21 protein-coding genes and 2 tRNA genes are annotated in these 25,895 nt (G+C 36.9%); 8 read left to right on the forward strand and 15 right to left on the reverse strand.

Annotated features, from left to right (window positions below):
- Positions 1–570: 570 nt before the first annotated feature.
- Positions 571–795, reverse strand: a complete 225-nt coding sequence (locus ACNKXV_RS07450) for a hypothetical protein (protein ID WP_417907089.1) — start codon at positions 793–795, stop codon at positions 571–573.
- A gap of 153 nt (positions 796–948) precedes the next feature.
- On the opposite strand from ACNKXV_RS07450, the gene ACNKXV_RS07455 reads away from it, so the two are divergent.
- Positions 949–1,725 (forward strand): DUF1206 domain-containing protein, encoded by a 777-nt coding sequence (locus ACNKXV_RS07455; protein WP_417907090.1) that lies wholly within the window; start codon positions 949–951, stop codon positions 1,723–1,725.
- Between the two features lie 68 nt (positions 1,726–1,793).
- On the opposite strand, the gene ACNKXV_RS07460 is transcribed toward ACNKXV_RS07455, so the two are convergent.
- Both ACNKXV_RS07460 and ACNKXV_RS07465 read right to left on the reverse strand, forming a co-directional pair.
- Positions 1,794–3,794: a response regulator gene (locus ACNKXV_RS07460; protein WP_417907091.1), complete on the reverse strand. Its 2,001-nt coding sequence runs from the start codon at positions 3,792–3,794 to the stop codon at positions 1,794–1,796.
- Complete coding sequence (locus ACNKXV_RS07465; protein WP_417907092.1) at positions 3,794–4,633, reverse strand: alpha/beta fold hydrolase; 840 nt, start codon at positions 4,631–4,633, stop codon at positions 3,794–3,796. The genes ACNKXV_RS07460 and ACNKXV_RS07465 overlap by 1 nt, the downstream gene beginning before the upstream one ends.
- Positions 4,634–4,948: 315 nt before the next feature.
- Between ACNKXV_RS07465 and ACNKXV_RS07470 the strand changes: the two genes are divergently transcribed.
- A complete protein-coding gene (locus ACNKXV_RS07470) occupies positions 4,949–6,409 on the forward strand; it encodes a glycoside hydrolase family 130 protein (protein WP_417907093.1) in 1,461 nt (486 codons plus the stop codon).
- Position 6,410: 1 nt separating this feature from the next.
- Here the strand turns inward: ACNKXV_RS07470 and ACNKXV_RS07475 are convergent, their stop codons facing one another.
- The 4 genes from ACNKXV_RS07475 to ACNKXV_RS07490 all read right to left on the reverse strand — a co-directional run bounded on the left by ACNKXV_RS07475 (position 6,411) and on the right by ACNKXV_RS07490 (position 10,746).
- The gene (locus tag ACNKXV_RS07475; RefSeq protein WP_417907094.1) at positions 6,411–7,418 is read right to left on the reverse strand and encodes a glycosyltransferase family 4 protein; all 1,008 of its coding nucleotides are present in this window, start codon (positions 7,416–7,418) and stop codon (positions 6,411–6,413) included.
- A complete protein-coding gene (locus ACNKXV_RS07480) occupies positions 7,415–9,700 on the reverse strand; it encodes a glycosyltransferase family 4 protein (protein ID WP_417907095.1) in 2,286 nt (761 codons plus the stop codon). Before ACNKXV_RS07480 ends, ACNKXV_RS07475 begins: the two co-directional genes overlap by 4 nt.
- Positions 9,701–10,457: 757 nt before the next feature.
- Positions 10,458–10,535, reverse strand: a tRNA-Pro gene (locus ACNKXV_RS07485).
- A gap of 128 nt (positions 10,536–10,663) precedes the next feature.
- Positions 10,664–10,746, reverse strand: a tRNA-Ser gene (locus ACNKXV_RS07490).
- Positions 10,747–11,180: 434 nt separating this feature from the next.
- On the opposite strand from ACNKXV_RS07490, the gene ACNKXV_RS07495 reads away from it, so the two are divergent.
- The 3 genes from ACNKXV_RS07495 to ACNKXV_RS07505 all read left to right on the forward strand — a co-directional run bounded on the left by ACNKXV_RS07495 (position 11,181) and on the right by ACNKXV_RS07505 (position 13,338).
- Positions 11,181–11,630 (forward strand): hotdog family protein, encoded by a 450-nt coding sequence (locus ACNKXV_RS07495; protein ID WP_417907096.1) that lies wholly within the window; start codon positions 11,181–11,183, stop codon positions 11,628–11,630.
- Between the two features lie 111 nt (positions 11,631–11,741).
- Positions 11,742–12,107, forward strand: a complete 366-nt coding sequence (locus ACNKXV_RS07500) for an ApeI family dehydratase (protein ID WP_417907097.1) — start codon at positions 11,742–11,744, stop codon at positions 12,105–12,107.
- Between the two features lie 58 nt (positions 12,108–12,165).
- The gene (locus ACNKXV_RS07505) at positions 12,166–13,338 is read left to right on the forward strand and encodes a DUF2062 domain-containing protein (RefSeq protein WP_417907098.1); all 1,173 of its coding nucleotides are present in this window, start codon (positions 12,166–12,168) and stop codon (positions 13,336–13,338) included.
- Positions 13,339–13,440: 102 nt separating this feature from the next.
- Here the strand turns inward: ACNKXV_RS07505 and ACNKXV_RS07510 are convergent, their stop codons facing one another.
- The 6 genes from ACNKXV_RS07510 to tsaD are packed head-to-tail and all read right to left on the reverse strand — an operon-like array spanning position 13,441 to position 18,641.
- The gene (locus tag ACNKXV_RS07510) at positions 13,441–14,634 is read right to left on the reverse strand and encodes a class I SAM-dependent methyltransferase (RefSeq protein ID WP_417907099.1); all 1,194 of its coding nucleotides are present in this window, start codon (positions 14,632–14,634) and stop codon (positions 13,441–13,443) included.
- Between the two features lie 6 nt (positions 14,635–14,640).
- Positions 14,641–15,729 carry an AI-2E family transporter gene (locus ACNKXV_RS07515; RefSeq protein WP_417907100.1) on the reverse strand — a complete coding sequence of 363 codons (1,089 nt, stop codon included), beginning with the start codon at positions 15,727–15,729 and terminating at the stop codon, positions 14,641–14,643.
- A gap of 12 nt (positions 15,730–15,741) precedes the next feature.
- Positions 15,742–16,266 carry a TrmH family RNA methyltransferase gene (locus ACNKXV_RS07520; protein WP_417907101.1) on the reverse strand — a complete coding sequence of 175 codons (525 nt, stop codon included), beginning with the start codon at positions 16,264–16,266 and terminating at the stop codon, positions 15,742–15,744.
- Positions 16,263–16,910, reverse strand: a complete 648-nt coding sequence (locus ACNKXV_RS07525; RefSeq protein ID WP_417907102.1) for a DUF4159 domain-containing protein — start codon at positions 16,908–16,910, stop codon at positions 16,263–16,265. The genes ACNKXV_RS07520 and ACNKXV_RS07525 overlap by 4 nt, the downstream gene beginning before the upstream one ends.
- Positions 16,907–17,617 carry a 16S rRNA (uracil(1498)-N(3))-methyltransferase gene (locus tag ACNKXV_RS07530; RefSeq protein ID WP_417907103.1) on the reverse strand — a complete coding sequence of 237 codons (711 nt, stop codon included), beginning with the start codon at positions 17,615–17,617 and terminating at the stop codon, positions 16,907–16,909. Before ACNKXV_RS07530 ends, ACNKXV_RS07525 begins: the two co-directional genes overlap by 4 nt.
- 1 nt (position 17,618) lies before the next feature.
- Positions 17,619–18,641, reverse strand: coding sequence for a tRNA (adenosine(37)-N6)-threonylcarbamoyltransferase complex transferase subunit TsaD (tsaD, locus tag ACNKXV_RS07535; protein WP_417907104.1), 1,023 nt, complete (start codon positions 18,639–18,641; stop codon positions 17,619–17,621).
- Positions 18,642–18,732: 91 nt separating this feature from the next.
- Here tsaD and ACNKXV_RS07540 point away from each other — a divergent pair, with 91 nt between their 5' ends.
- The 3 genes from ACNKXV_RS07540 (at position 18,733) to ACNKXV_RS07550 (ending at position 24,597) form a co-directional block, all read left to right on the forward strand.
- A complete protein-coding gene (locus ACNKXV_RS07540) occupies positions 18,733–23,148 on the forward strand; it encodes a translocation/assembly module TamB domain-containing protein (RefSeq protein WP_417907105.1) in 4,416 nt (1,471 codons plus the stop codon).
- 92 nt (positions 23,149–23,240) lie between these two features.
- Positions 23,241–24,227, forward strand: coding sequence for a 6-phosphofructokinase (gene pfkA / locus ACNKXV_RS07545; RefSeq protein WP_417907106.1), 987 nt, complete (start codon positions 23,241–23,243; stop codon positions 24,225–24,227).
- 1 nt (position 24,228) lies between these two features.
- Positions 24,229–24,597: a methylglyoxal synthase gene (locus ACNKXV_RS07550; protein WP_417907107.1), complete on the forward strand. Its 369-nt coding sequence runs from the start codon at positions 24,229–24,231 to the stop codon at positions 24,595–24,597.
- On the opposite strand, the gene ACNKXV_RS07555 is transcribed toward ACNKXV_RS07550, so the two are convergent.
- Together ACNKXV_RS07555 and ACNKXV_RS07560 are read right to left on the reverse strand one after the other, a co-directional pair.
- Positions 24,598–24,981: a RidA family protein gene (locus ACNKXV_RS07555; protein ID WP_417907108.1), complete on the reverse strand. Its 384-nt coding sequence runs from the start codon at positions 24,979–24,981 to the stop codon at positions 24,598–24,600.
- 12 nt (positions 24,982–24,993) lie between these two features.
- Positions 24,994–25,895 (reverse strand): putative LPS assembly protein LptD (locus tag ACNKXV_RS07560; protein WP_417907109.1); only part of this gene is annotated, 902 nt, incomplete at its 5' end.

Raw genomic sequence — 25,895 nt, forward strand, 5'->3', positions numbered from 1 at the left:
TTTTCTCTAATTCCCGGTGGATAATTTTGTGTTTTTAGGGTTTTGAGTGATTGTATTTTTAAAAGTCAACCTATGCACGCTACGGTTGTGGATACAAATTAATTCGGGGGCTTTTTACATTAATCTTAACAATTCTTTCTTACGTACTGCCCGGTTTCTAAGCTAAGTTTGCAGGGTATAGTTTAATCATGACGTCGATAAAAATGAGTAAATTATAGTATGAAACTGGTAAACATTTCAAAGGAAGAGGGGAATTATATTATTAATACCCTTAAAACGATTAATGTTTTTGGAGTAGAAATTTATTCCTGGCCCATAACATATACCCTGGAAGAAAATACTTGGGTTGATCTCCGTAATAAAAAACCAGTAAAGAATTCCACTAAGATAAAATTAGAGCGATGGTTAAAAGTGCATCAGAAATTCATTGAAAAAAATTCCTGATAATAGATCCATCTTTTTCCCATATCCCTTTAAGAGCTGGCTGCTTAACCACCTTCAGATTCAGTAGCAATATCACTTTGGATGGCGTTTATTCTTTTTAAAAGGTGAAGAGCGGAATTATTTCTTCTAAAATTTTAAAATTTCAGCCCATTTTAAAAGGAACAAAATAAGAATAGTAACCCCTGTGCTTACATATATAGCACCCTGCCAAAAAAATGTTCTCTCTCCCCGCAGTTTCCAGCTTTTCTCATCATATTTCCTTTCGCGATGACCTGCGGTGATTCGCCAGAAAATAAAATTACTCAGTAGAAAAATCGATAAGGCAATTATTACTATCCAAAATTTTTCCATTTAAGCAAGTGTTAGTTTTGTCTGAAAGCAGTTTTACCATTTTGGTCAATTCTTTTAGGATAGCTAAAATTAGTATAAAGTTTTTCAAAAATTCTTCTCAAACATTGAAATTCCCATAACTTTAAAATTAATTAACCAATAGAAAACTAAGAAATGAGTAGTAAAAAGAAAAATTTTGCCCGTTTTGGAATGGCAGCTAAGGGTGCAGTATATTGTTTAATTGGGATATTAACAGCCCTGGCGGCGTTTGGACAGGGAGGCCAAAAATCTGGCGGGAAAGGAGCTTTACAATATGTTGCGCAACAATCTTATGGACAGGTCTTATTAGTGATTTTAGGAATAGGCCTGTTAGGATATGTATTCTGGCGAATGTATCAGGTGTTCGCAAACCCCAAAGGTTTTGACGATGATTTAAAAGGTTACGGGAAAAGAGTGGCCTTCTTTATAAGTGGATTAATTTATGGAGGATTTGCCTATTATTCCTTCAAAATAGCTTTCGGCAGCAGTTCGGGCGGGTCAAGTTCTTTGTTTGGTAGTTTAATGTCCGGTTCTAATGGGAAGACCATCGCCATAGTAATAGGTATAGGGATGGCTATTAAAGCCATTTACGATCTTTACAGGGCGTATTCCAATAAATTCAGGGAAGAGGTGGAGGAAGCCGGAATGGATCAAAAGGAACAAAAATTACTTATAAATGCCGGAAAATTTGGACATACTGCCAGAGGAATAGTAATTGGATTTATGGCATACTTAACATTAAAATCTGGAATGACCCAGGGGAATAGTATTAAAACACAAACTGATGCTTTTACATTTATACAGAATGAATTTGGATCAATAGTTTTAGGGATACTGGCAATTGGTTTGGTAGGTTATGGGGTGTATATGCTAATCAAGGCGAAGCATCCATCAATTAGTGTATCAGGTTAATTCAAAATCAAAGCATTAAAAAGCCCGTTGTAACGGGCTTTTTTTATTTTAAAATATGGTGTGCACTCTTATTCAATTAATACATCAACATCAACTTCTTTCAAGCCATTAATTATTTTATGAAATTCCTTTCTTGATTTCTTTACCGTCTTCTCTATATCAATATTATGATTCTCTTTTTTTTCTAATCCCAGCTCACACTTTCTTAAAAGCTCGGTGAGTCTATCGGCCTGTATATAATATACAGACATGGTACTTTTATGAATTAATTCTGAGATCAGGACCGGATCTTCTTTTGCCAGAGCCTTTTCGAAATCTCCCAGATAATCTTCAAAAGATTTCGCTGTATTAATAATGAACTTTTTAAGGAATTCTGGCTTGTTATTAGCCATTTTTATAAAGCGGGCTAAATTAAAAGTTTCCTTCCCTGTATTTTCATTTTCATATTCTTCAGAATAAGTTACGTCCTCATTTTCAATTATAACACTTTCAGCAAGGCCGGGGATCTTTTTAATGTAATGTGACAGGACTTTATAAAGATCATTCGGTCCAAATGGCTTACTTATAAAATCATCAATGCCTGCACGTTTTAATTCCTTTTGAATATTCTCCCGGCTGGTAGCCGATAAAGCGAGAATTGCCGGTTGGTAATCAAGATTTAAATTTCTTATAGTAGATGCCGCTTCAAAACCATTTATAACCGGCATATGCAAATCCATTAATATAACGTCGAATTTATCATTTTTAACGGCTTCAATTGCTTCTTGTCCGTTTTCCGCACTCTGGAATTCCAAATTCCAATCTTTAAGATATTCAGAAATAACGAAAATATTTACTGGGTTATCTTCTACTACCAATACTTTTACTGCTCCAAGCAGATCTGGATCAACCCGTTCATAGATCTCTTTGGGTTGTGGGATGGAATTTTCAAAAACTTCATATTCTATATCGAAACTAAATGAGGAGCCTTTTCCAATCTCACTGGCCACTTCCATTTTACTATTATGTAATTGCAGCAGTTTTTGACTTATACTTAAACCCAATCCCGTTCCTCCATATTCCAGCGAAACCTCATAATTGGCCTGAGAAAATTCCTTGAAAATAGTCTCTAATTTATCCTTAGGTATACCTACACCGGAATCTTCAACAACAAAATGTAGTTGAATTTTATTTTCTGTTTTAGCTTTAAGGTCGGTCTTTATTTTTACAAAACCTTCACAAGTAAATTTGATAGCATTTCCAAGTAAATTGGTAAGTATCTGGGTTAATTTAATGGGATCCCCGTGGATATAACCCGGAATATTGTCATCTACTTCAGAATATAACTGGATTTTTTTTTCATTTGCCTTTGCATCAAAAGTATGAACAAGGCTTTCTATCAACCTTCTAAGCGCAAAGGGTTTTTTCTCTAATCTCACCTGTTGAGCTTCCATTTTACTAAGGTCCAAAAGGTTATTGATTAGATTAAGTAAATTTTCTGAAGACAATCTTAGTATGTCCGAATATTCTTTTTGTTTGACATTTAAATTGGTTTTAGCCAATAAATTTCCTAAACCCAGGATGGCGTTTAAAGGTGTTCTTATCTCATGGCTAATTGTTGCTAAAAATTCAGCTTTAGCTTGAGAAGACTGTTCAGCCTTGATCTTGGAATTGAGTAATTCCTGTTCGTATTTTTTTCTATCGGTTATATCAAATATTGTTGCTCTGTACCTATTCTCATTGACAGTAAGACCTTTTATTTCTTTTACGTTTATGAGTGCAGGGAAGGTTGTATTATCCTTTTTTTTGATCTCGAAATTAATTTCGTTTGCAAAACCCTGAATCCTGATCAATGGAAAAAAGTGGGTTTCAAAGAAAATTTTTCCACCCATTTTAAATAAATCCTGAATCTTGATTTTATCTAAAACTTCCTCACTTTTATAACCAAGCCAGCCTAATAATGTTTTATTCACATTATAAATAGTACCATTACTTGTAAAGGAAATATAACCGCAGGGAGCCTCGTGATATAATTCTTCTGCAGATTCGTATACCCGAGTATCCTTATATATGGAAGTTTGTTTCTTCATTAAGCGGTTTTGCTTAAGTAAAATTTTATAGCTTGTATGGTCTCTTCTGGTGCACTTAGGTTAGGGCAATGTCCATTGGCATTTATAACTTCAAAACTGCTATTTACAGCAGTATTATGCACATATTTACCTACTTCTATGGGAGCGATTACATCTTCAGAACATTGTATTATTAAACTTGGAATTTTGAGGGCTTTAAGGTCCTCACGGTTATCTGATAAAAATGTTACTTTGGCAAAATGTTTAGCAATTTCAGGATTGGTGCGACAAAAACTATTAGTTAATTCCTGCCCCAGTTCAGGCCGATCTGGATTACCCATAATAACAGGGGCCATAGTAGAAGACCATCCAAGGTAATTACTTTCCAGTGCTTCCATCAACTCGTTAATATCCTGTTGATCAAATCCACCAACGTAATCTTCCTTATTAATGTAACAAGGTGAAGGCCCAATCATAATAATTCTGGAAAAGATTTCAGGTTTGGTATTTCCTGCAAGTACTGCAATCATTGAACTAACAGAATGCCCTACAATTATGGTATCATTTAATTCCAGAGTCTCACAAATTTGAATTATATCATCTGCATAACCCTGTAAACTTCCATATTTTTCAACGGAGTAATAAGATTCATCGGCATTCCCGGCTCCTACATGGTCAAACAGCACCACTTTATAATCTTCAAGAAATTCTGGATACACATATCTCCACATGGACTGATCACAACCATAACCATGCGCGAATATAATTGGTTGTGAACCCTTCCCCTGAACGGACACATTATTGCGTTTCAGGATTTCATTTTTACTTAGTGAAGTCATGGCTGGTAGTTTAATCTTCAAATTTACACCTTTTAACGATGGTAAATCTCATTAATGATAGGATTTAAAAACGTTAATAATGTATGAATATATAAAAAATCTTATAGTATAAGGGTTGTGGATTGTAAGTTGTTGATTTTGCACTAATTAAACTTTATAACTTCCAGAATTGATGTAAATTTTACACTTTAAATTTAACAGAATTTTAAAGTATATATAAAGTTTATCGAATCCGACTCCCTATAAAATTGAATTTTATAAGTCCCTGTAAATAAGTAATTAACCAAAATCAAACAATCGTAAAGAAATTGATGTACCTTTTAGTTTTAAATCCCTATGAGAGTACCCATTCAGCGTAAGAACATTCAATTTTTACCGGATTCCAGCCGCGTGGTCGCCAGATATTTTATGAATGGAGACCTTAGAACAAGGAATCTGGTTAGCAGAATCATGTTATTGGACGAGGAGCAGGTGCATCTTGCTTTGGAACGTACCCTTAGAGAATTTGCCAGCAGGCACCGGAATATTTCAAGATTATTCTACAAGCATTGTAATAACATTCGCGGTATCATTGAATCGATGGAGATTAACTTTGATGAACTGTCTGAAGAGAGAAAGATGCTGATAGGGTCCTATAGTACCATGGAATATTCTCTGGAATCGGCAGCCTTTTTTAATCCCTCGATAATTGAAGATTTTGATCAGACTTATTTGGAAAAGGGTGAAAAACGGGTACTTATCTCCTTCAGGGCAACGGGTGAAGGCCATATTTCCTCCATAGTCTTCCGGAGAGCGATTTTAGACGCCAACAATGATATTCATATGTCTAAAATCGGCGATTATATAGACATGGCTGAAATTTCTCACAAAAGTTTATATGATAAAGCCCGCTTTATTAAACGCTTGAAGGAAATGCATATTCCGGAAAAGTATTCCAAAAACATCATGGATGAACTGCCGGACCGGTTTGAATATTATTCCTTAAAAAATATAGTCAATAATTTATTATTGGATAAACAGCTCACCGCTGCAAGAAAAATTGCTTTGGAAGAAATTACCTGGCTGGTTGACTCGTTCTATGATATACAGTTCCACAAAGATTCTGACATAACGGAAAGGGTTATTTTTCCAATTTCAGATTCAGAGAGCAGAGGGATCGAGGATGCTCGTTTTGTTCGCTTTCTTGGAGATGAATCTTCGCATATAGTATACGCGACTTATACCGCCTATAATGGTCATTGTATAATGCCTAAATTGATATCTACTGAGGATTTCTATACTTTCAGGATAATGCCGTTACGAGGTAATGGTGCTCAGGATAAGAATCTTGCTTTATTTCCCCGAAAGATTAAAGGGAAATATGCCATGCTATCCCGTATTGATGGGGTGAATAATTACCTGATGTACTCAGACAGGCCAACCTTATGGAAAGATCCCGTGCTTATCCAGGAGCCAAAATTTGCATGGGAATTTACTCAAATAGGGAATTGTGGCTCCCCGCTTTGGACAGAGAAAGGCTGGTTGTTGATTACTCATGGAGTAGGGCCAATGCGCCAATATAGTATAGGAGCTTCTTTGCTGGATCATGACGACCCTTCCAAAGAAATTGGACGGCTTAAAGAACCATTACTAATGCCTTTGGAAACCGAAAGAAACGGATACGTCCCAAATGTTGTCTATTCGTGTGGCTCACTTATTCATAACAATAGTCTTATTTTACCCTATGCCGTTTCAGATTATTCCTCAACCTATGCAGTTGTTGATCTCGATGACCTCTTCGAAGCTTTATTGAATTAATTTATTGATTTAGAACCTTTTTATAAGCCCGGATATAAGAATCAGTCATCTTGTCGATACTAAAATTCTGTATGGCATGCCGCCTGCAATCTTCAGGTTCTATTTTTTCTAATTTATCAATCGAGTTCACTGCTTCAGCGACATTACCTATCAAAAATCCCGTTTTGCCATTTACTATTAGTTCCGGCATACTTCCTTTATTAAAAGCAATAACCGGTGTTCCAGACATCATGGCTTCCAGTACACTCAGCCCAAATGGTTCTTCAAAATAAATAGGATGTAACAGAGCTTTGGCACTTGTAAGTAGTTTTATAGAATCCTCTCTTCCAAGATTCCCTAAATATTCAATTTGCTGGCCGTCTATTTTAGAAAATAAACTATTGAAGTAATTATCATCCTGAATAAGACCGGCAATTTTTAAAGGAAGACCTGATTTTTCTGAAATTTCTATAGCCGAATGCAAACCTTTATCAGGATGAATTCTTCCAAAATATAACAGATAATTTTCTTTTTTATTGCTGAATATAAAATCTGAAGGCTCCAGGCCGTGATAAATCGTTTCTAAATAACTTAGATCAGGATGTCTGTTTGCATTTGATATTGAGATATACGCTGAAGTTGAATTATACTTTATGTAAACCGGTAAGATTTTTTCTGAAGAAAACCCATGGATGGTGGTGATCATTGGTGTTTTAATGAGCCGGGAATAGGTGAGTGGGAGAAAATCAAAATGATTATGGATTATATCAAATTCTGCAGCTTTTTCCATTAAAAAACTAATATGAAGACATTCCAGAACTTTTGGATCTGCAGATTTGTCGATTTCGTAAGGCGTCTCGCAAACCCATCTTAATTTAGCGCTGGTAACCGAGTCTCCCGTGGCAAACAGAGTCACATCATGACCTTTTTTCACCAGATTTTCAGTAAGCATCGAGGCCACTTTTTCCCAGGGCCCATATTTAAGAGGTGGCGTTCTCCAGGCAATAGGAGCAAGCACGGCGATCTTCATGCTTGAAAATACTTTTGTTGGACGATCTGCATTGGTTTTGGTATTCCCGCGGCAGTTTCATAATATTTTTCATAGGCTTTCAATACCGTTAAGTGAGATATTAAGTATGCTAGTGAACTTTCGGCTCCCTGATTTCTATTTAAACCAAAGTCATCAAAACCGTCACAGCATCCATTGGTTTCAAAATCAAATAAACTTATTCTAAGATCGTTTTCTCCCAGAAACCATTTATAAGATTTAAATAATTTATCCAGGTAATTCTTATTCAGGGTAACGTTATAAGCCTGATAGAACATAAGAACCATAGCCATAGCATCAATGGGTTGTTGAGCGAAATAAGATCGTTCCCCGTCTTTCATAAACCATTTTTGATTTCCTATAATGGATAATGTACCTATCTTCAAGGTGTGCTCAGTTAAAAAGTCCATCGTAGAAATTCCGACTTTTTTAATTTCATCATCCTGTAATATTTGAGCGGAATGCAATAATGCTAAAGGCAAGATTCCATTATCGTAAGCCAACAAACCTTCGAACCACTGCCAGTTGGGAGATTTATTTTCGGTATAATGAGTAACAAGCTTATATGACAGATTTTGCAGCAGGGAGATAATATTCTCGTCTGATGGATTTGCTTTTAGAAAATAGCAGATTCCAATTATGGTATTGGCGATTCCCCGTATAGATCTTATTTTATGGAAATTAGGAACGGCTTCCTGAAAAATTATTTTTCCTGTTTGATAGTAGGCATCATTGGGTGCATAACCAATTAAATAACCAAGGGCCCAGATGGTTCTCCCAAAAGAATCTTCAGATCCAACTTCATCGAGGAAATTTCTGCTAAAACTCAGAAAATTTCTAAAGGTCCCGTCCTTATTCTGCATATAATGGATATAACTCAAATAGACAGGCATAAACTCTAAAGCAGTTCTATCCTTTTTTTGCTTATAAGTCATTAAAACCATTAAAAGCGCGCGGGCATTATCATCAAGACAATAGCCTTCCTTAAGGTTAGGAATTCCATATTTCGCATGCTGAATTATGCCGGTATCATCGGTCAGTCTTTTTATGTGCATCAGGGAAAATGGAGGAAGCAGTAGAAGATCGAGGGCGGGTTCTTTTTTTTTTAGCCTCATTTCCGGAAGCTTGATCTGCTTTTTGCACAACTTCAGATATTTTTTTCCAATTCTTGGCCAGGTTACTTTTTGACCATATTCAAAGGCGTTTGCCTGAATTTTATTCAATGTTTCCGGACTATCCAAAAGCTGATTCAGCGTACTGGCCAGTTGCTCATGATCGTTAAAGTCAAAAAGTCTGCCGCGGTCACGCGTAAGTAAATCCGCCGCATGCCAATAGGGGGTAGAGACTACTGCGCAACCTGCGCCCATCGCATAGGAAAGCGTGCCGCTGGAAATCTGAGCTTCATGTAAATAGGGTGTAAGGTAAATATCACAGGCACTCAAATATTTAAACAATTCTTCCTCTCCTATAAATTCATTTAAAAGAAGCACATGGTCTTCAAGCTTTAAATCTTTGATCAAAAGCTGCAAATAATTTCGATATTCTTCGCCCGAATGCCTTAAAACATTGGGATGGGTTTTACCAAGAATCATATAAAGAACCTGTGGATGTTTGGCTATTACGGCTGGCAAAGCTTTAAGCACCACTTCAATCCCTTTATTCCGACCAATGAATCCAAAGGTGAGCAGCAATTTTTTTTGTTGAACTCTGAATTCTTTTCTGGATTGTTTTTTATCAAAATGAATATCGGGAACACCATGTTCAATCAATTCAATTTTATTTTGGGATACTTCATAAATAGTGGTGAGAAAACGAACTGCTTTTTCGTTCATCACTACCACAGCATTTGCCATAGCACAGATCTGTTTTAGAACTGCTTTTTCACTATATGATGGTTTTTCCAGAATCGTATGCAGCGTTACAATAAAAGGGATTTCCAGTCTATGGAGAAAGGGCAGTATGTAAATTCCACTGGCACCTCCAAATATTCCGAACTCATGTTGTAAGATACATACATCTGCCCCGCTTAGATTGATAAAATCTGCCGCGGCCAAATAATCGGTTTGATTCTCCTGCTGGATAGTATGTTTAACTTCTGAAGGATATTTGTGCTTTTGGATATTATTATCCATCGCAACAATCAAAATTTCATTTTCACGCACAGCCTTTGCTGTCGATATCCTCATCGAATTGGCAAGGTTATAGGTAAATGTACCTATTCCGCATTCTCTTGGTGGATAAGTGCCTATATAAGCTAACTTCATAATTAATATATAATAAATAATAAGCCAGAGTGAAGGTTGGAATTAAAAGTCACTTTGTAACTCTACTTTAACCTTTACAATGATGTTCCTATGTAGGTAATAGGGAGAGAATTGGGAAGTCAATTAAAGGGAAACAGTTTAAGTATGCCTGCCTTTAATTCAAAATTTAATTTATAAAAAACCAGCCATTAAAAAACCAAATAGTATCACAATTAACTTAGGAGAATGAAGAATTATAATGGATAATTTAGTCAGAAGGTATTTCCTTCTTGAAAGCAGGTAGTCTAAGCTTAAATTACGCAGCTGGGACAATTTAAACCCACGGTAAAATATGTATTTACTTTTCCCATTTCTCAATAAATATTCTCCAACCTTATATTAAGGCTTCTTTTTGTTGGGGTGGCAGTCCCGAAGCATCGGGAGAACCTTTGGCTTTCGCTTGTTTTAAAAGATCAACAATGTTGTGTTATAATGGGTAGTCGTAAAAACGGAGGAATTTACTAGAAAATAAGCCTGAAGAAAATCTCATAATATCACATAAAAAAAGCCTCAAACTTTCGTTTAAGGCTTCTTTTGGTCCGGGTGGCAGTCCCGAAGCATCGGGAGAACCTGCGGCTTTCTCTTTTATATGAAGACTAACAAAGTTTCGTTATAATGGGTATTCGTTAAAACGGAGGTATTTCCTAGTATATAAGCCTGAAGAAAATCTCATAATATTCAATAAAAAAAGCCTCAAACTTTCGTTTAAGGCTTCTTTTGGTCGGGGTGGCAGGATTCGAACCTGCGGCCTCCTGCTCCCAAAGCAGGCGCGATAACCGGGCTACGCTACACCCCGAAAAAACTGTTTTTTTAGCCTTATCCGTTCCAAATCACTTTTATAAAAAGTAGCCGGGAATCGGAGGTGATTTATCCCAATTTTTCCGGTCGAAAAAGAGAATAAAAAACCACAGACTAAAAATTCTGCGGAGAGACCGGGATTCGAACCCGGGCATCCAAGAAGGATGACAGCTTAGCAGGCTGCTGCATTACCACTCTGCCACCTCTCCGTTTTTTAAGAACTTCGCAAGTATTTTTGCGGTTGCAAATGTAACTTTTAGTTCCAAACCATCCAAACCTTTTTGACCTTTTTTGAAGAAAAAATGTCTTTTAAATTGGATTGAAAATTCAACAAACTAAGCTTCAGTGAAATAACTTTTAAAATAAAATTGATTTTTTGTGATCCATTGAATTTGGAAGGAAAAGTAGAAAATTGGTTAATAATGATACTTCAATTAATAATAAATAAGCTGCTTTTTTTACAACAATAGGTCATTCAGGAATTTGTAACTATCAGATTCTTAAAGCTTTTACTCAAATCTTTAAGTTATATAATTAATTCAGAGAGTCTGAAATAAGGACAAAATGTGAACCATGTTAAATTTGGATTGAGTTTATTCACTTCAAAACAGTAATTTTATGAATTCTGAATTGTGAAAAAATTATGGCAGAAAATTTATTAGCGCATCCCATTACAGATTATGAGCAGATCGTAAATCTCATTCCGCAAAAGGAACCATTTGTTTTCGTGGATACTTTATATGAGTATACAAACTTAACGGGAGTTACCGGTTTCACCGTACCTTCAGAGAATGTTCTTATTCATGAGGGTGAACTGGTTGAAAGCGGACTAATTGAACATATGGCCCAAAGTATGTCTTTACATAGAGGATATCAGGGAACGCTGCAAGGAAATTCCAAACCTAAAACTGGCTTCATAGGTGTAATAAAAACAGTTGAGATTCTGGCAAATCCCAAAGTAGGTGAAAAATTAAAAACCTATGTTGAAATACTGCATGAGATTATGAATGTTACATCAGTTTCAGCCCGTACCGAAAATGAAAAAGGGGAGGTTATAGCCATTTCTGAAATGAAAACCGTAACTGTAGATTAAAAAAGAAATTTTAGGCTTAAACTGCAGATTTTGAAAGGAATTTTAATACGAATCAATCGAATAAACCCGGTTTTTCAAAACTAAAGTATATTGTTCACTTAAATATTATTAATGGTTTTAAAGGACTTCTATTCTGTGACAAACACCGTTGAAGAGGATGGTTTATATACAACCACCATAAAAGTTAACGGCAAACATGAAATATATAATGGTCATTTTCCAAGCCGTCCCGTAACTCCGGGGGTTGTTCTTATGCTCCTTTTTAAAGAAAATGCTGAAAGGATCCTTGATAGGAAGTTGCATCTAAAAAGAGCCGAAAACGTAAAGTTTGCCGCTGTTTTCGATCCTAATCAGTGTGAATTGTTAAACCTTGAATCTAAATTCGAGGAAAATGGAGAATTTGTCAGCTTAAAAGGAATCGCAAAGAATGAGAATGGAATCGTTTTAAAGATCAATGCTCTTTACAGCGTTTTATAAAACAGCTTTTAACCAGTAAAACATCATTCTTTAATGATTTTCTGAAAAACAATTCCAAGTGAACAAAGAGCCGGTTTTTCAAAAAAGATTTGAACGTTTTAATTGCTGCGTAATAGTTCCTACCTACAACAATTCTCAATCACTCGAGGCTTTTCTTACTGAACTTAAACTATTCACTAAAAACATCATTATAATTAATGATGGCTCCACAGATGGTACGGCAGATATTCTGAAGAAATATAAAGAGTTTCATCAACGCACACAATCTGAAAATAAAGGAAAAGGAACTGCTTTAAAGACCGGATTTCAGTTTGCTGAAGAACTGGGATATGACTACGCTATTACAATAGATTCAGATGGGCAGCATTATCCTGATGATCTTGACGTATTTTTAAAAGAACTCGAGGTAGCAAATTATGAGGAAGCTAACTTGCTTTTAGTTGGCGACCGTAATATGGGAAGTGAGGGTATTCCTAATAAAAGCAGTATTGGAAACCAATTTTCCAGTTTCTGGTACACGGTGGTAACCGGTCAGGAGTTAAAAGATACCCAGAGCGGCTATAGGTTATATCCGGTAAAACTGATCAATTCCCTGAAACTTATAACCTGGAAATTTGAATTGGAAATTGAAGTCTTGGTGAAAGCAGTTTGGAAAAATGCAGAAGTTAGAAATGTTCCAATTAAAGTTTTTTATGAAGAAGGGGAAAGGGTAACCCATTTTAGGCCTTTCCGGGATATAGTGAGGATTGTATTATTGTTTATGTGGTTTGTATTTGTGAGTTTTTTCTGGATTCACCCCCGTAATAAATACAGAAATTTCAGAAAGTTATTTTATGAAAAATGGCCGACAGAAATTTTAAATAGCCTTAATAATCCGCAAAAAAAAGCCGGAGCGGTTGCCCTTGGTGTATTTATAGGCTTATCTCCATTTATTGGATTGCATAGCTTATTAGTTTTCCTTCTGTCATCATTATTCAAAATAAATAAGCCTGTAACCTTATTTCTATCCAATATAAGTGTATTGCCTTTTATTCCGGGAATAATTTTTACTTCTTATTTGGCAGGTAGATTTATTAATCAAAATCTGTTTGAAACTCCAGAATCTTCTTCATCCCTTATCCAGGTATTAGAAAATTATTTCGTTGGAAGTCTTTCTCTAGCATCAATTACAGCTATGGTATGTTGGATTATATTTTATTTTAAATTCTTTAGGAACTTACCGGACCGATAATTAAACTTCTTTGGATTTTAAGTTGCTTATGGGAAGTAATAGAATCAGGTAATGGTCTAAATTTCAAAGCCCGGTAAAATAGTGGGGATTTCAATTCAGGTGTTAAGTCGTGGGAGTAAACTTTTTACAAAAAATTACTTTCCTGTATTCATTTAGATCTGTTGTAAAAAAGATGTAATCATTTCCGCCGTCTTTTACCTTAAATCTTTTCCGAAGCTGTTCCACAGATTCACCAAAATTTCTTGTTGTAATATTGGCTTTTTTTGACTTCAACCTTTTCTTTAAATAAGAAGGGTTATAATCTAAAACCTCAGTAATTTCGAAAATCCTGCCCGGAAAATCGACGATTGTATTTGAGGTATATAAATGAGAATGCGGGTGAAGTTTTTTAGTATGGGTTTTTTGAGATAATTGATTGAACATTCCGCTTTTCATTAAAGAGGAATTAGGTTCATAAAGGTAATTCTCCGTCAATCCATATTCCGAGCTCGCCTGGCTATCATCAAATTCTCCGGAGAATATCTGCTGATTCTGCTGTTCAAAATTTAGTGTTTTGACAGCGGGTGTGCCTGAAAAATTGGACTCCAAAATCCACAAGATCTCTTTTACCTCATTTCTCACAGCTACAATATGAATTTCTTTCACACAAGTCAACTCCCGCAAACCTGCTGTAAGATCCAGGATAGGTGAGGTTTTTAATAATATTTGATCGCTTTTGGAGAATAAAAGGTCAAGATTGGAAGGGATATCAGGTAAGCAATCTTCCAGTTTATAAACTTTCCCGCCCTTGTCATCTCTCCTGGCAGGATCGCAATAGATCCAGTCATAGGTGTGAGGATTATTATTTAATCTTTCCAGAGAATCTGTCTGAAAAACCTGAATGTTGTCTGCTTTAAGTTCCCGAAAGTTGTGCTCAGCTATTTCAGCAAGGTCTGTATTCATCTCGCAATAGTCGAAACTTTCGAAATTCTGTGATATAAAATAAGTGTCAATCCCAAGGCCGGCCGTAAGATCAATGCCTGATTTTCCCTTTAAAAGAGTGGCTTTATATTCCGCCGTTATCTGGGAGGAGGTTTGCTCCAGATTTAATTTTGGAGGATAGATTATGTTATCATTCTCACTGAAAAGCGGAAACTTTTTCAGAGCAATTTGAGCTCCTTTAATTTGAACGGCCAGTTCCTGAACTGAGATTCCTTCAAATGGGCTTCCTTTTAGAATTAAAGAAGGGAGGTCTGACTTCAGATTATCTTTAATATATTCCTGAACTTTCTTTGTTATTAAAGCCTTGTTCAGCATAAAAAATTAAAGATCTCTGGTTAGCCTTTTAACGATCTTGTATTCGCTAAGCGTTTCCTTAGCAATTACTTTTAGGGCGGTATAAAACGGTACTGCCACCACCATTCCTGCTATTCCAAACATTAATCCGGCGATAAGGATTATCAGGAAGATCTCCAATGGATGAGATTTTACACTTGCACCAAAGATCATGGGTTGGGAAATAAAGTTGTCGATCATTTGACAAATACCATATCCAAGCATCACATAGATCAAGCGCGGAAGTATAACACTACTGAAGTCTGCACCAAGAAAGCTTGAAATTACAAAAAGAGCCATCAGGATTCCTGCAAGTAAAGGTCCTAGATATGGTACCAGATTTAAAAAGGCGCATATAAAGGCAATCGCTATTGGATTGTTTATTTCAAAAACTGAAAGTAGGATGGCATAAAGCAGAAATAAAACCGTGATCTGCATGGTTAGGCCAACAAAATAGCGGGATAAAAGAACCTTGATCTTATTAAAAACCCTCTGGAATTTCTTTTCCTCTCCATGATTTGCAAATACTAGAATACTGTTAAGCATTAATTTGCTGTCCTTTAAAAAGAAAAAGGAGATGAATAAAATGGAGAAAACGGCAACCATAGTGGCTCCAAGAATTCCGAATACATTATTCAGAAATTGAGGAATAAGGCTGACATCAAAGTTATTGATGAATTCACTTCTTTTTAAGCCTTCTATGATGTTGATTTCTTCAACTCCGAGGTAATTGTTTACCTGAGTATTCAGGTCGTTAAGATCGCTTTTAAAGGCTTCAATATCTATTTGACCAAGATATTTGCTCTGTTCAATAATAATAGGAACAAAAACAAAAATGATCCCGGCAAATATTGCCAGTACCATTACCAGCACGGTTATTACAGCTAATTGATTGGGTAGTTTAAGCTTGTTCCGAAGAAATATTACAATAGGCCGGCCAATTAAGGCGATTACTCCGGCAACTGCTATATAAACGATCACCGATTGTATTTCCCAAAGAAAATAAAGTAAAAGAACGATACCCAGTAGGATACCAATCGCTCTTAGAATACCATTTGCTAATTCCTGTGCTTTCACAGCGTAAATATATTATTTCTTCTCTAACTGAGAATAGGCTTTGGTAATTTCGTATAAAGCAATTCCAACGGATTGAGCTACATTCATACTGCTGTTTTTACCGAACATTTCAATATGATAAACTTCATCTGCACAATTTAAAATTTCATCTGAAATTCCGTGCCTTTCGTTCCCGGCTATTAAAAGAAGTTTAGAGTCGGCTTCTAAACTGAAATTCTGAATACTTCTGCTTTCTGAAGTGATCTCTATCGCTACCGTCTTATAAGCATCTTTCTTTAACTGCTTGATAAATTCCTCTCCATTTTCTTGAAAACCGAATTCCACTGTATTTTGAGTATTACGGGCGGTTCTTTTTAACCGATTGCTGTTCAGATTTGGAAGGGTGCCGGTAAAAAGGATTTTTTCCACTCCAAAAGCATCAGCAAGGCGAAACATACTACCAATATTGGCTTCTCCGGTTATGTTATCCAGAAGTAAGATTACAGGAAAAGTTTTAGTCTTAAATTCTGTCTCTGAATGGGATAATTGTGTGCTCAATTTTCGAAGGCGTATTTTATAATATTAGCTCCCATGCGCAAGGCTTTTAAACGAACAGCTTCCGGATTATTATGAACTTCCGGGCTTTCCCAGCCATCTCCAAGGTCACTTTCAAATGTATATAGAAGTATTATTCTATCATTTTCAAATATACCAAAAGCCTGTGGTGGACGCGCATCATGTTCGTGTATTTTGGGTAATCCACCGGGAAAAGAATATGCTATATTGAAAATTGGATGATTGGCAGGAATTTCTTTTAATTCCTTTTCGGGGAAAAGTCGTTTGATCTGGACTCTTATATACTTATCCATTCCATAATTATCATCTATATGAAGAAAGCCACCACTTTTTAAATAAGTGCGTAGATTTTCAAGGTCATTCTCTTCAAATATTACATTTCCATGGCCTGTCATATGTACAAACGGGAACTGATAAATGTCTGTACTCCCGGGTTCGACTGTAGTAGGTTTAGCTTTAATATTCGTTTTAAGGTTCGAATTGCAAAACGCTATTAAATTGGGAAGAGCAGTTGGGTTAGCATACCAATCTCCGCCACCGCTATATTTTAAAACTGCTATTTCCTGTGCACCTAAATGAGCGGAAAAAAGTAAGAGAACTATGAAAACCCGAATAAATCTTCTCATTTTTGATTGATTAAAGCTACGGTGTGACAGGCAACTATTGCCGCCGTCTCAGTTCTTAATCGGCTGTCGCCAAGACTTACCGGTGTCCAGTTTGCTTTTAGTGCAATTTCGATTTCTTTTAAGCTGAAGTCGCCTTCAGGGCCTATTAAAATTTGAACCTGTTCACCCGGAGTGATCTTGTTTTGAAGATAAGCCTTTTCTTCACCTTCTTCACAATGCGCAATAAATTTATCCCCTTTAAAGTCAGATTTTATAAGATCCATAAAACTTGCCGGTTCATTGAGTTTGGGCATTCTAAAATGAAGGGATTGCTTCATGGCACTTTGTAATACCCTTTCAAATCTGTTTAATTTCACCACCTTACGTTCACTATGATCACAAATTACTGGAGTGATTTCCTGAACTCCAATTTCCATTGCCTTTTCCAGGAACCATTCAAATCTGTCATTCATTTTCGTAGGAGCCACCAGCATATGGAGGTAATAGGGTGGAGGCGGCTGAACTTCAGATGAGTTGATTTTTACGATGCATTGTTTAACATCTGCCTGAATAATTTCAGCATTATATAAAATCCCTTTCCCGTTGGTGATCTGTAAAAGGTCGCCTTCAGTTTTTCGCAACACCTTCACTATGTGCCGGCTTTCATCCCGTGAAAAAATTACCCGCTTATCTGAATCACTAATTTCAGGATTATAAAAAAGTTGCATATTAAATTTTATATCTGGATTGAGCGGTTACAGAGAAATCTGAAAATTCTTTCTGAAGAAATTTGTGATATCCCGCAATTCCTATCATAGCTGCATTATCTGTGGTATATTCAAATTTGGGTATAAAACATTTCCAGCCCCATTTTTTCTCAGCATCCTGTAAAGCTTTTCTAATCCCGCTGTTAGCAGAAACTCCACCACCTATGGCCACCTGATTGATTCCTGTTTCTTTCACCGCCTTTTTGATTTTATCCATCAAAATACCAATGATCGCATACTGTATCGATGCGCAAATATCTTTAATATTCTTATCGATAAATTCCGGATCTTCCTTGGTTTGCTTCTGAACAAAATAAAGTACTGCGGTTTTGAATCCGCTGAAACTGAAATTTAAACCTTCCACTTTAGGTTTAGGAAACTGAAAAGCTTTGGGATCTCCTTCCTGAGCATATTTATCTATAAGAGGACCTCCCGGATAAGGGAGTCCAAGGATCTTGGCGCTTTTATCAAATGCTTCTCCCACAGCATCGTCCAGAGTTTCTCCAATAACTTCCATTTTAAAGTAATCGTTCACTTTCACTATCTGGGTGTGACCACCACTAATGGTCATAGCGAGAAAGGGAAATTGCGGTTTGTCAAATCCAGGTTCTTCAATAAAGTGTGCGAGAATGTGGGCTTGCATGTGATTCACTTCGATAAGCGGAATATTTAACCCCATGGAAAGTGACTTTGCAAAGGAGGTGCCTACCAGTAAGGAACCCATTAATCCCGGGCCACGGGTAAAGGCAATTGCAGAAATATCTTTTTTGTCGATATTTGCCTTCGCCAAAGCCTGATGGATAACGGGAACTATGTTTTGTTGGTGAGCCCTGGAGGCCAGTTCCGGAACCACCCCGCCGTATTGTTTGTGCACTTCCTGAGTAGCGACAATATTGGAAAGTATTTTTCCATTGGAAAGTACGGCAGCAGCTGTATCATCACAGGATGACTCAATTGCAAGAATATTTATTTTTTGATCAGACATCAGAAATATTTGGGAATAGATATTGTAAATTAGACGCAAAGTTAAAACATAAAAACGTATCAAAAAATTCTGGAAAATACTAACTAAAACAGTGCTTGCAATTGTTTTGTTATTCGTTATTTTACTGATAGTTTTTTCTATACCCGCAGTTCAAACTTCTGTTGCTGAAAAGCTTACCAACTCTCTCAAAAAAAATAACGATGTAAACATCTCCATAGGGAAGATATCTCTTAGCTATTTTGGAAGAATAAAACTAAGTGATATTTATGTGGAAGATCATCATGCCGATACGCTTTTAACTGCAGATGAAATACGTTCTTCCATTCTCAGTTTTCGAAATTTGATCAACAATTCACCAAATCTTGGCAATACCAGAATTGATGGTTTGAACATGCAAATGCGCCGTTATAAGAATGAAGAGCGTGATAATCTTGGAATCCTTATCGAAAAACTGCGGAAAGAGCCAACAGGAGAAACCACTCATTTTGAGCTTAAAGCTGAAGATGTTCAAATCCTGAATAGTAAGTATAGCTATTTTGATGAAAACCTGGATAAACCTGATGTTATTGTCGTGGATAGCCTGAATATCTATGCAAATGAATTAAGGATCAACGATGCCAATATTGATATTGATATCGCTATGCTTAAAGGAAGAGAGCATCGCGGACTTATTATAGATAATCTTTCCACCAAGTTCCATTATGATCCAAACCGAATGAGTTTGGTCGACATGAAGCTTCAAACTCCGGGATCTTTTATAAAGGCTGATCTTCATTTTAAATATGACCTTTCAGATTTTTCAGATTTTGAGAACCTGGTTCAGGTGGAAGCAGATTTTGATAACAGTGTGGTAAGTACCAATGATCTGCTGGCATTTTACGATGGTTTTGGAAAGGATCAATTGCTTAATTTTCAAACCCGCTTAACGGGAACCCTCAACGATTTTACATTGGAAGGTTTCGAAATGCAGGGCCTTGATCGCTCTGAGATATATGGAAACTTTCAGATTGCCGGCTCCTTTTCAAAAGATCCCAAGGATTTTAAGATGGATGGAAGTTTCTCAGATTTTAATACCAATTATTACGATATGGTGAATTTCCTGCCGGGTCCACTTCAGGGAAAACTACCAGAAACCTTAAGAGACTTTGGCAATGTTAACATCAAAGGGAATACTCTGGTAACCACTTCCTCACTTATCGCTGATGTGTATTTGACCACTCAGTTAGGATCGGCCGATGCAGATTTTGTACTCAACAACTTTAATGATTCATCTACCTCCAGTTATAAAGGAAATTTGATTTTCAGAAATTTTAATCTGGGAAAACTGGTTGGAAATAATCAATTGGGAAAAGCCAGTTTTGATATCAATTTCGACGGAAGCGGATTTAATCAGGAGGATCTGAATACGCAGCTAAAGGGAAGTATTTCAAAGTTTGGATATAATAATTACACTTATTCCAATATTCGCATAATTGGTAATCTTCGAAATCCTTTATTCAACGGTTATCTAGTCGCGAATGACCCCAATCTGGAACTGGAATTTAATGGTCTTATCGATGTTTCAGAAAATATTAATGTATATGATTTTGAGGCATCTGTTGGATATGCAGATCTTCATGCTTTAAATTTTGTTTCCCGGGATAGCATCTCCGTATTTAAAGGTGATGTTATTATGAATATGAAGGGAACTAATATAGATGATGCCTTTGGTGATATATTGCTTTTAAATACTTCCTATAAAAATCAAAATGATCTTTATTATTTTGATGATCTAAGTATTTCTTCAAGTTTTGATGGTCCTGTGAGAACCATAAAAATCAACTCCCCGGATGTTATAAACGGAGAGGTTAGCGGAGTCTTCAAAATAAAAGAAGTAGATGCACTAATAGAGAATTCCATAGGTAGTATTTATACCAATTACAAACCGAGGACGATCACTACCAATCAATACATGGAATTTGATTTCGATATTTATAATCAGATCGTCGATGTTTTTTATCCTGATATTGAACTTGCGCCAAATACCTTTATTAGAGGAAGGGTGGAATCTGATGAATCTGAATTTAAATTAACCTTCAGGTCTCCCAGAATAGATTTCTTTGAAAATATGATGGAGGATATAAGTCTTCAGGTAGATAACACTAACCCAATCTATAACACCTTCTTTGAGGCCGATAGTGTATCTACAGATTTCTACAAATTTTCCGAATTCAGTTTTATTAATGTTACCCAGCGAGACACCTTGTTTATTCGTTCAGAATTTCAGGGTGGAGCTAATAATAATGATGTTTTCAACCTTAACCTTTTTCACACCATTAATGAGGAAAATAAATCTGTGGTTGGAATTCAGCGTTCAGATATTAAATTCAAGGATAAGGTTTGGTATTTAAATGAAAACAGTGACCGCAGTAATAAGATCGTTTTCGATAATAATTTTCGTGACCTCAAGATAGATTCCCTGGTGATGAGCCACGGCAACGAGCAAATTCGACTAAGCGGAGTTAAACGGGATTCCACTTATAAGAATTTTAAAATGAAATTCGAGAATGTTGGAATAGGGAAGATCACTCCGGAAATCGATAGTTTAAGGCTTGCCGGAACGCTAAATGGTGATCTGGATCTGCTCCAGGAAGCCGGAGCATATTTGCCTAATTCCAATTTGACGATTGACTCCCTGCGGGTGAACGATTTGTATATGGGAGACCTTAACATGGATGTAAAGGGGAATGAGGATCTTACCAATTATTCGGTATATGCAAAACTCCAGAAGGAAGGCGTGGAATCACTTTCAGCAATTGGCGATATCAAAGTTAAGGGAAGTGAGTCTGAAATAGACCTCGAGGTAAATATGAACAGGCTCAACCTTGGAATATTTAATCCGCTTGGAGCCGATGTGCTTACAGATATTCGAGGTTTTGCCACCGGGAGGGCTTTTGTGACTGGAAATTATAAAAACCCAGATTTCTCCGGTAATCTTAATTTAACCAAAGCCGGGTTGCGAATTCCATATTTAAATGTGGATATAAATCTTCAGGATAGGGCAAGAGTAGATCTCACCAAACAGCAATTCGTTTTTAATAATATCGAAATTGTAGATACCAAATACAATACTAAAGGAACGCTTGATGGGATAATCTCTCATCGCAATTTCTCTGAATGGTATCTTGATCTGGCGCTTAATTCCAATAGAATGCTGGTTCTGGATACGGAGGCAGACAGGGATGCTCTTTATTATGGAACTGCGTTTATCGATGGGGAGGCAACCATAAAAGGTCCTACAGATGAACTTGTGATCGATGTTACGGCGGCTACGGCCAGAGGAACCGTATTTAAAATCCCGCTAAGCGATACTGAATCTGTTGGTGATAATTCGTTTATCCGATTTTTAAGTCCCGAAGAGAAAGCAGCAAAACTGGCCGGCCAGGAATTGGAAATCCCCGAGGTTAAAGGAATTGAATTGATCTTTGATCTCGATATCACTAATGAAGCTGAAGTAGAAGTGGTGGTTGATAAAACCAGTGGAAGTACCCTGAGAGGTAGAGGATCCGGAAACCTGTTGCTGGAGATCAATACCAATGGGAAATTTAATATGTGGGGTGACTTCATCGTTTATGAAGGGGTGTATAATTTCAAATATGCCGGGCTGGTTCAAAAAGTATTCAAGGTGGAATCGGGTGGTAGTATCAATTGGGATGGAGATCCCATGGATGCGCAGCTGGATGTTAGTGCGGTGTATTCGTTAAATGCAAATCCTGCAGTGCTTCTGGAAAATCCATCGGTTAACCGAAAAATTCCGGTAGAAGTTGTAATTAACCTTCAGGGTGAGATCGAACAACCGGATATTAGCTTTGAGATCGATTTTCCTAATGCCAGTTCTACAGTAAAATCTGAACTTCAGTACAGGATAGACGATAGAGCAACTACCGAATTACAGGCTTTGTTCCTGGTAACCCAGGGAACTTTTTACAGTGAATTTGGGCTAAAAGGCGCCGCGATCTATGGAACACTTGCCGAGAGAGCTTCCAGTATTGTTAATGATATTTTTGCCGATGATGATGGTAAATTCCAGGTTGGGGTAAATTATGTGCAGGGAGACCGTACGCCAGATCAACAAACCGTGGACAGGTTTGGATTGACTTTATCTACACAAATTTCAGACAGAGTAATAATTAATGGGCAGGTGGGAGTTCCAATCGGAGGGGTGACCGAATCTGTAATTATTGGAGACCTGGAGATAGAATTTCTACTGAATGAAGAAGGAACGCTAAGGGCGAAAATCTTTAACAGAGAGAATAATATTCAGTTTATAGGAGAGGAAATTGGCTTCACCCAGGGAGTGGGACTGTCTTATAATGTAGATTTTGATACCTTTAAGGAGTTGATCAAAAAAATTGCTAATAAGGAGATCAATAAAGGTGATATGGAAGTCGAAAAAATGGAAACGGGAAAGTCCCTGGCTCCTGAGTATATCAATTTCCCATCTGAAACCGATAAACAAAAAAATTAGTATTTCCTTAAAATGGATTTGTTTGGATACCTGTAATTTTGATTCCAGATCGTTATCCACTGATGTTAACACCAAATTGACAAAACGAATTTATGAGCAAAAAAGTTAAGAAAATAGGCCTTATGACTTCCGGAGGAGATTCTCCGGGAATGAATGCCGCCATACGTGCCGTTGTTAGAACATGTGCATACTATCATGTGGAATGTGTTGGTTATTACCGAGGCTTTCAGGGAATGATCGCAGGAGATTCAATACCGCTTAATGCCCGTAGCGTTCGTAATATCGTGAATCAGGGAGGAACTATACTTCAGTCAGCAAGATCGAAGGATTTTCTTACTGAAGAAGGCAGAAAGAAAGCTGCTGAAAATCTTAGGAATGAGGGGGTTGATGCCATGGTGCTGATTGGTGGTGACGGTACTTTTAGAGGCGGACAGGTTTTTAGTAAGGAACACAAAATCCCGGTTATAGGAGTACCCGGGACTATTGATAATGATATTTTTGGAACCCATTATACCATAGGCTATGATACAGCCCTGAATACGGTTGTTGAAGCAATTGATAAAATTAGGGACACAGCCAGTTCTCATAATCGTCTCTTCTTTGTAGAGGTGATGGGAAGGGATGCCGGTTTTATTGCCCTTAACAGCGGAATTGGTGCAGGAGCTGAAGAAATTCTTATCCCTGAAGAAGATCTTGGGATGGACAGATTGCTCGATTCACTGGAACGTAGTAGGAGAGCGGGAAAAACTTCAAGTATAGTTGTGGTTTCTGAAGGTGATAAAATTGGTAAAAATGTTTTTGAACTGGCAGATTATGTCAAGGAAAACTTACCGTATTATGATGCTCGTGTTACCGTTCTTGGACATATTCAAAGGGGTGGAAGACCTTCCTGTTTTGATAGGGTGTTAGCCAGCAGGTTAAGCGTTAAGGCAGTGGAATTACTATTGGATGGGAAAAAGAATCTAATGGTGGGAATGATGAATAACGAAATTGAATCCTGTAGTCTGGATCAGGCTTTAAAAGGAAAGCATAATATAAATAAGGATCTGCTTAGGATCTCTGAAATTCTATCTACATAATATGAAGACCATTGCAATTATAGCCCATGACGGGAAAAAACCGGAGATGGTTCAATTTTTAAATGAATTCAGGGATACACTGCATTCCAATCAGATTAAAATAATAGCTACCGGCACTACAGGTACAAAAACTGAAGCTGCAGGGTATAAAGTGGAAAAGCTGCTTTCAGGACCTCTTGGAGGTGATGCTCAAATAGCAGCAAGAATTGCCGAAAAACAGGTGGATATGGTAATCTTCTTCAGAGACCCGTTGGATAAACATCCGCATGAACCGGATATTTTTATGCTTATGCGTTTATGCGATGTGCATAATATTCCTTTAGCTACAAACCCCGCAACGGCAAGATTGCTTATTAGAGGATTGGTATAATTAGAACTTTATAGCAATAGCGCTAATTTCCACATTCACGAATTTTGGAAGATTTGCTACCTCCACGGTTTCTCTTGCAGGTGCTTTATCTGAATTGAAATAACGGGAATATACCTCGTTGATCTTTCCAAAATTATTCATGTCGCTAATAAAGATTGAGGTTTTAACCACATTCTCCAGGCTAAGTCCGGCTTCTGTAAGTATCGCTTTTAAATTTTCAAGAACAAGAATGGTTTCCTTCTCAAGATCATCAATTTTTAATTCTCCTGTAGCAGGATCGATAGCGATCTGTCCTGATATATATAAAGTGTTTCCCGCAAAAATCGCCTGATTGTATGGCCCTATAGGTGCAGGAGCGTTGTTGGTTTTAATTACAGTTTTCATAATTCTAAGTTGTTATAAAGTTCTGTCCCGATCTCTTCGCTTTTCATACTTAATGTCACTAAGCACGCTTGCTTTGATTCGTATAAGGAAATTCCAGGATTTTCTTTCTCCAATTGGCACCCAGCTAAAGCTCATTAGCCAGCTGTCCAGATCTCTTTGAAATCTAAGCTGTGTTGGTGTAACACCATTATTTACAAGGTCGTAACCAGAGCTTACTCCAATTTGCCATTTTGGAGCCAATTCTACATTCCCGTTAAACATAATTGAATGTGCAGAGATATCGCTTTGTCTGGCAGAATTCGTGTAATTCATAGAGTAGGCAAGACGCACATCCCATGGGATTTTATAATTGTACCAGGAGGTTTCGTTCTCTTCTTCTTTCCCTTCAAATGGATCCTCTTCAAATAACTTTCCATCAGGTCCCATTCCTTTTCCAAAAAGATCATCAGGTCGGCCACCGTTCCTGAAAGTTTCATTCTCCAGTTCATCGGTTTCTTTCTTTTCACCACCTTCAAAATCTTTATTAGAGAAAGAATATCCAAAGTTCACAGATCCATTGGTTAATCTGAATAAGCTACCACCATTATTGATGTTAAGCTTGTCTATCCTTCGGTTATTATTATTAAGGGCATACATATCCAGATTACCTCCAAAATTGATGTCAAGTTTATTCTTAACAACCGGTATGGATCCTCGAATGGCGATTGGAGAAAGTTTAAGCGAATCTCCCGCAAGATTATAACTGGTACTAAGGCTAAGGTTATTAAGCAGGGTGATTTTCTTAGGTTCGACAACGGTACTATCCTTAGAGGTTACTTTGGCTTCAAAGGTGTTGCTGATGCTTAAACCAACCGAACTCGAAAAATTTCTTCCGGGAGCGCCATATAGAGTTCCATCAAATCGTGAATAATCCA

It is taken from the genome of Christiangramia aquimixticola, assembly GCF_048285835.1.
Lineage (GTDB): Bacteria > Bacteroidota > Bacteroidia > Flavobacteriales > Flavobacteriaceae > Christiangramia > Christiangramia aquimixticola.

What these genes read in the sequence shown, in the direction of transcription:
- pfkA (WP_417907106.1), top strand. Translation starts at nt 23,241, where the DNA reads ATGAGCAAAAAAGTTAAGAAAATAGGCCTTATGACTTCCGGAGGAGAT.
- ACNKXV_RS07455 (WP_417907090.1), top strand. Translation starts at nt 949, where the DNA reads ATGAGTAGTAAAAAGAAAAATTTTGCCCGTTTTGGAATGGCAGCTAAG.
- ACNKXV_RS07555 (WP_417907108.1), bottom strand. Translation starts at nt 24,981, where the DNA reads ATGAAAACTGTAATTAAAACCAACAACGCTCCTGCACCTATAGGGCCA.
- tsaD (WP_417907104.1), bottom strand. Translation starts at nt 18,641, where the DNA reads ATGTCTGATCAAAAAATAAATATTCTTGCAATTGAGTCATCCTGTGAT.
- ACNKXV_RS07475 (WP_417907094.1), bottom strand. Translation starts at nt 7,418, where the DNA reads ATGAAGATCGCCGTGCTTGCTCCTATTGCCTGGAGAACGCCACCTCTT.
- ACNKXV_RS07460 (WP_417907091.1), bottom strand. Translation starts at nt 3,794, where the DNA reads ATGAAGAAACAAACTTCCATATATAAGGATACTCGGGTATACGAATCT.
- ACNKXV_RS07450 (WP_417907089.1), bottom strand. Translation starts at nt 795, where the DNA reads ATGGAAAAATTTTGGATAGTAATAATTGCCTTATCGATTTTTCTACTG.
- ACNKXV_RS07550 (WP_417907107.1), top strand. Translation starts at nt 24,229, where the DNA reads ATGAAGACCATTGCAATTATAGCCCATGACGGGAAAAAACCGGAGATG.
- ACNKXV_RS07500 (WP_417907097.1), top strand. Translation starts at nt 11,742, where the DNA reads ATGGTTTTAAAGGACTTCTATTCTGTGACAAACACCGTTGAAGAGGAT.
- ACNKXV_RS07470 (WP_417907093.1), top strand. Translation starts at nt 4,949, where the DNA reads ATGAGAGTACCCATTCAGCGTAAGAACATTCAATTTTTACCGGATTCC.
- ACNKXV_RS07525 (WP_417907102.1), bottom strand. Translation starts at nt 16,910, where the DNA reads ATGAGAAGATTTATTCGGGTTTTCATAGTTCTCTTACTTTTTTCCGCT.
- ACNKXV_RS07510 (WP_417907099.1), bottom strand. Translation starts at nt 14,634, where the DNA reads ATGCTGAACAAGGCTTTAATAACAAAGAAAGTTCAGGAATATATTAAA.
- ACNKXV_RS07495 (WP_417907096.1), top strand. Translation starts at nt 11,181, where the DNA reads ATGGCAGAAAATTTATTAGCGCATCCCATTACAGATTATGAGCAGATC.
- ACNKXV_RS07530 (WP_417907103.1), bottom strand. Translation starts at nt 17,617, where the DNA reads ATGCAACTTTTTTATAATCCTGAAATTAGTGATTCAGATAAGCGGGTA.
- ACNKXV_RS07480 (WP_417907095.1), bottom strand. Translation starts at nt 9,700, where the DNA reads ATGAAGTTAGCTTATATAGGCACTTATCCACCAAGAGAATGCGGAATA.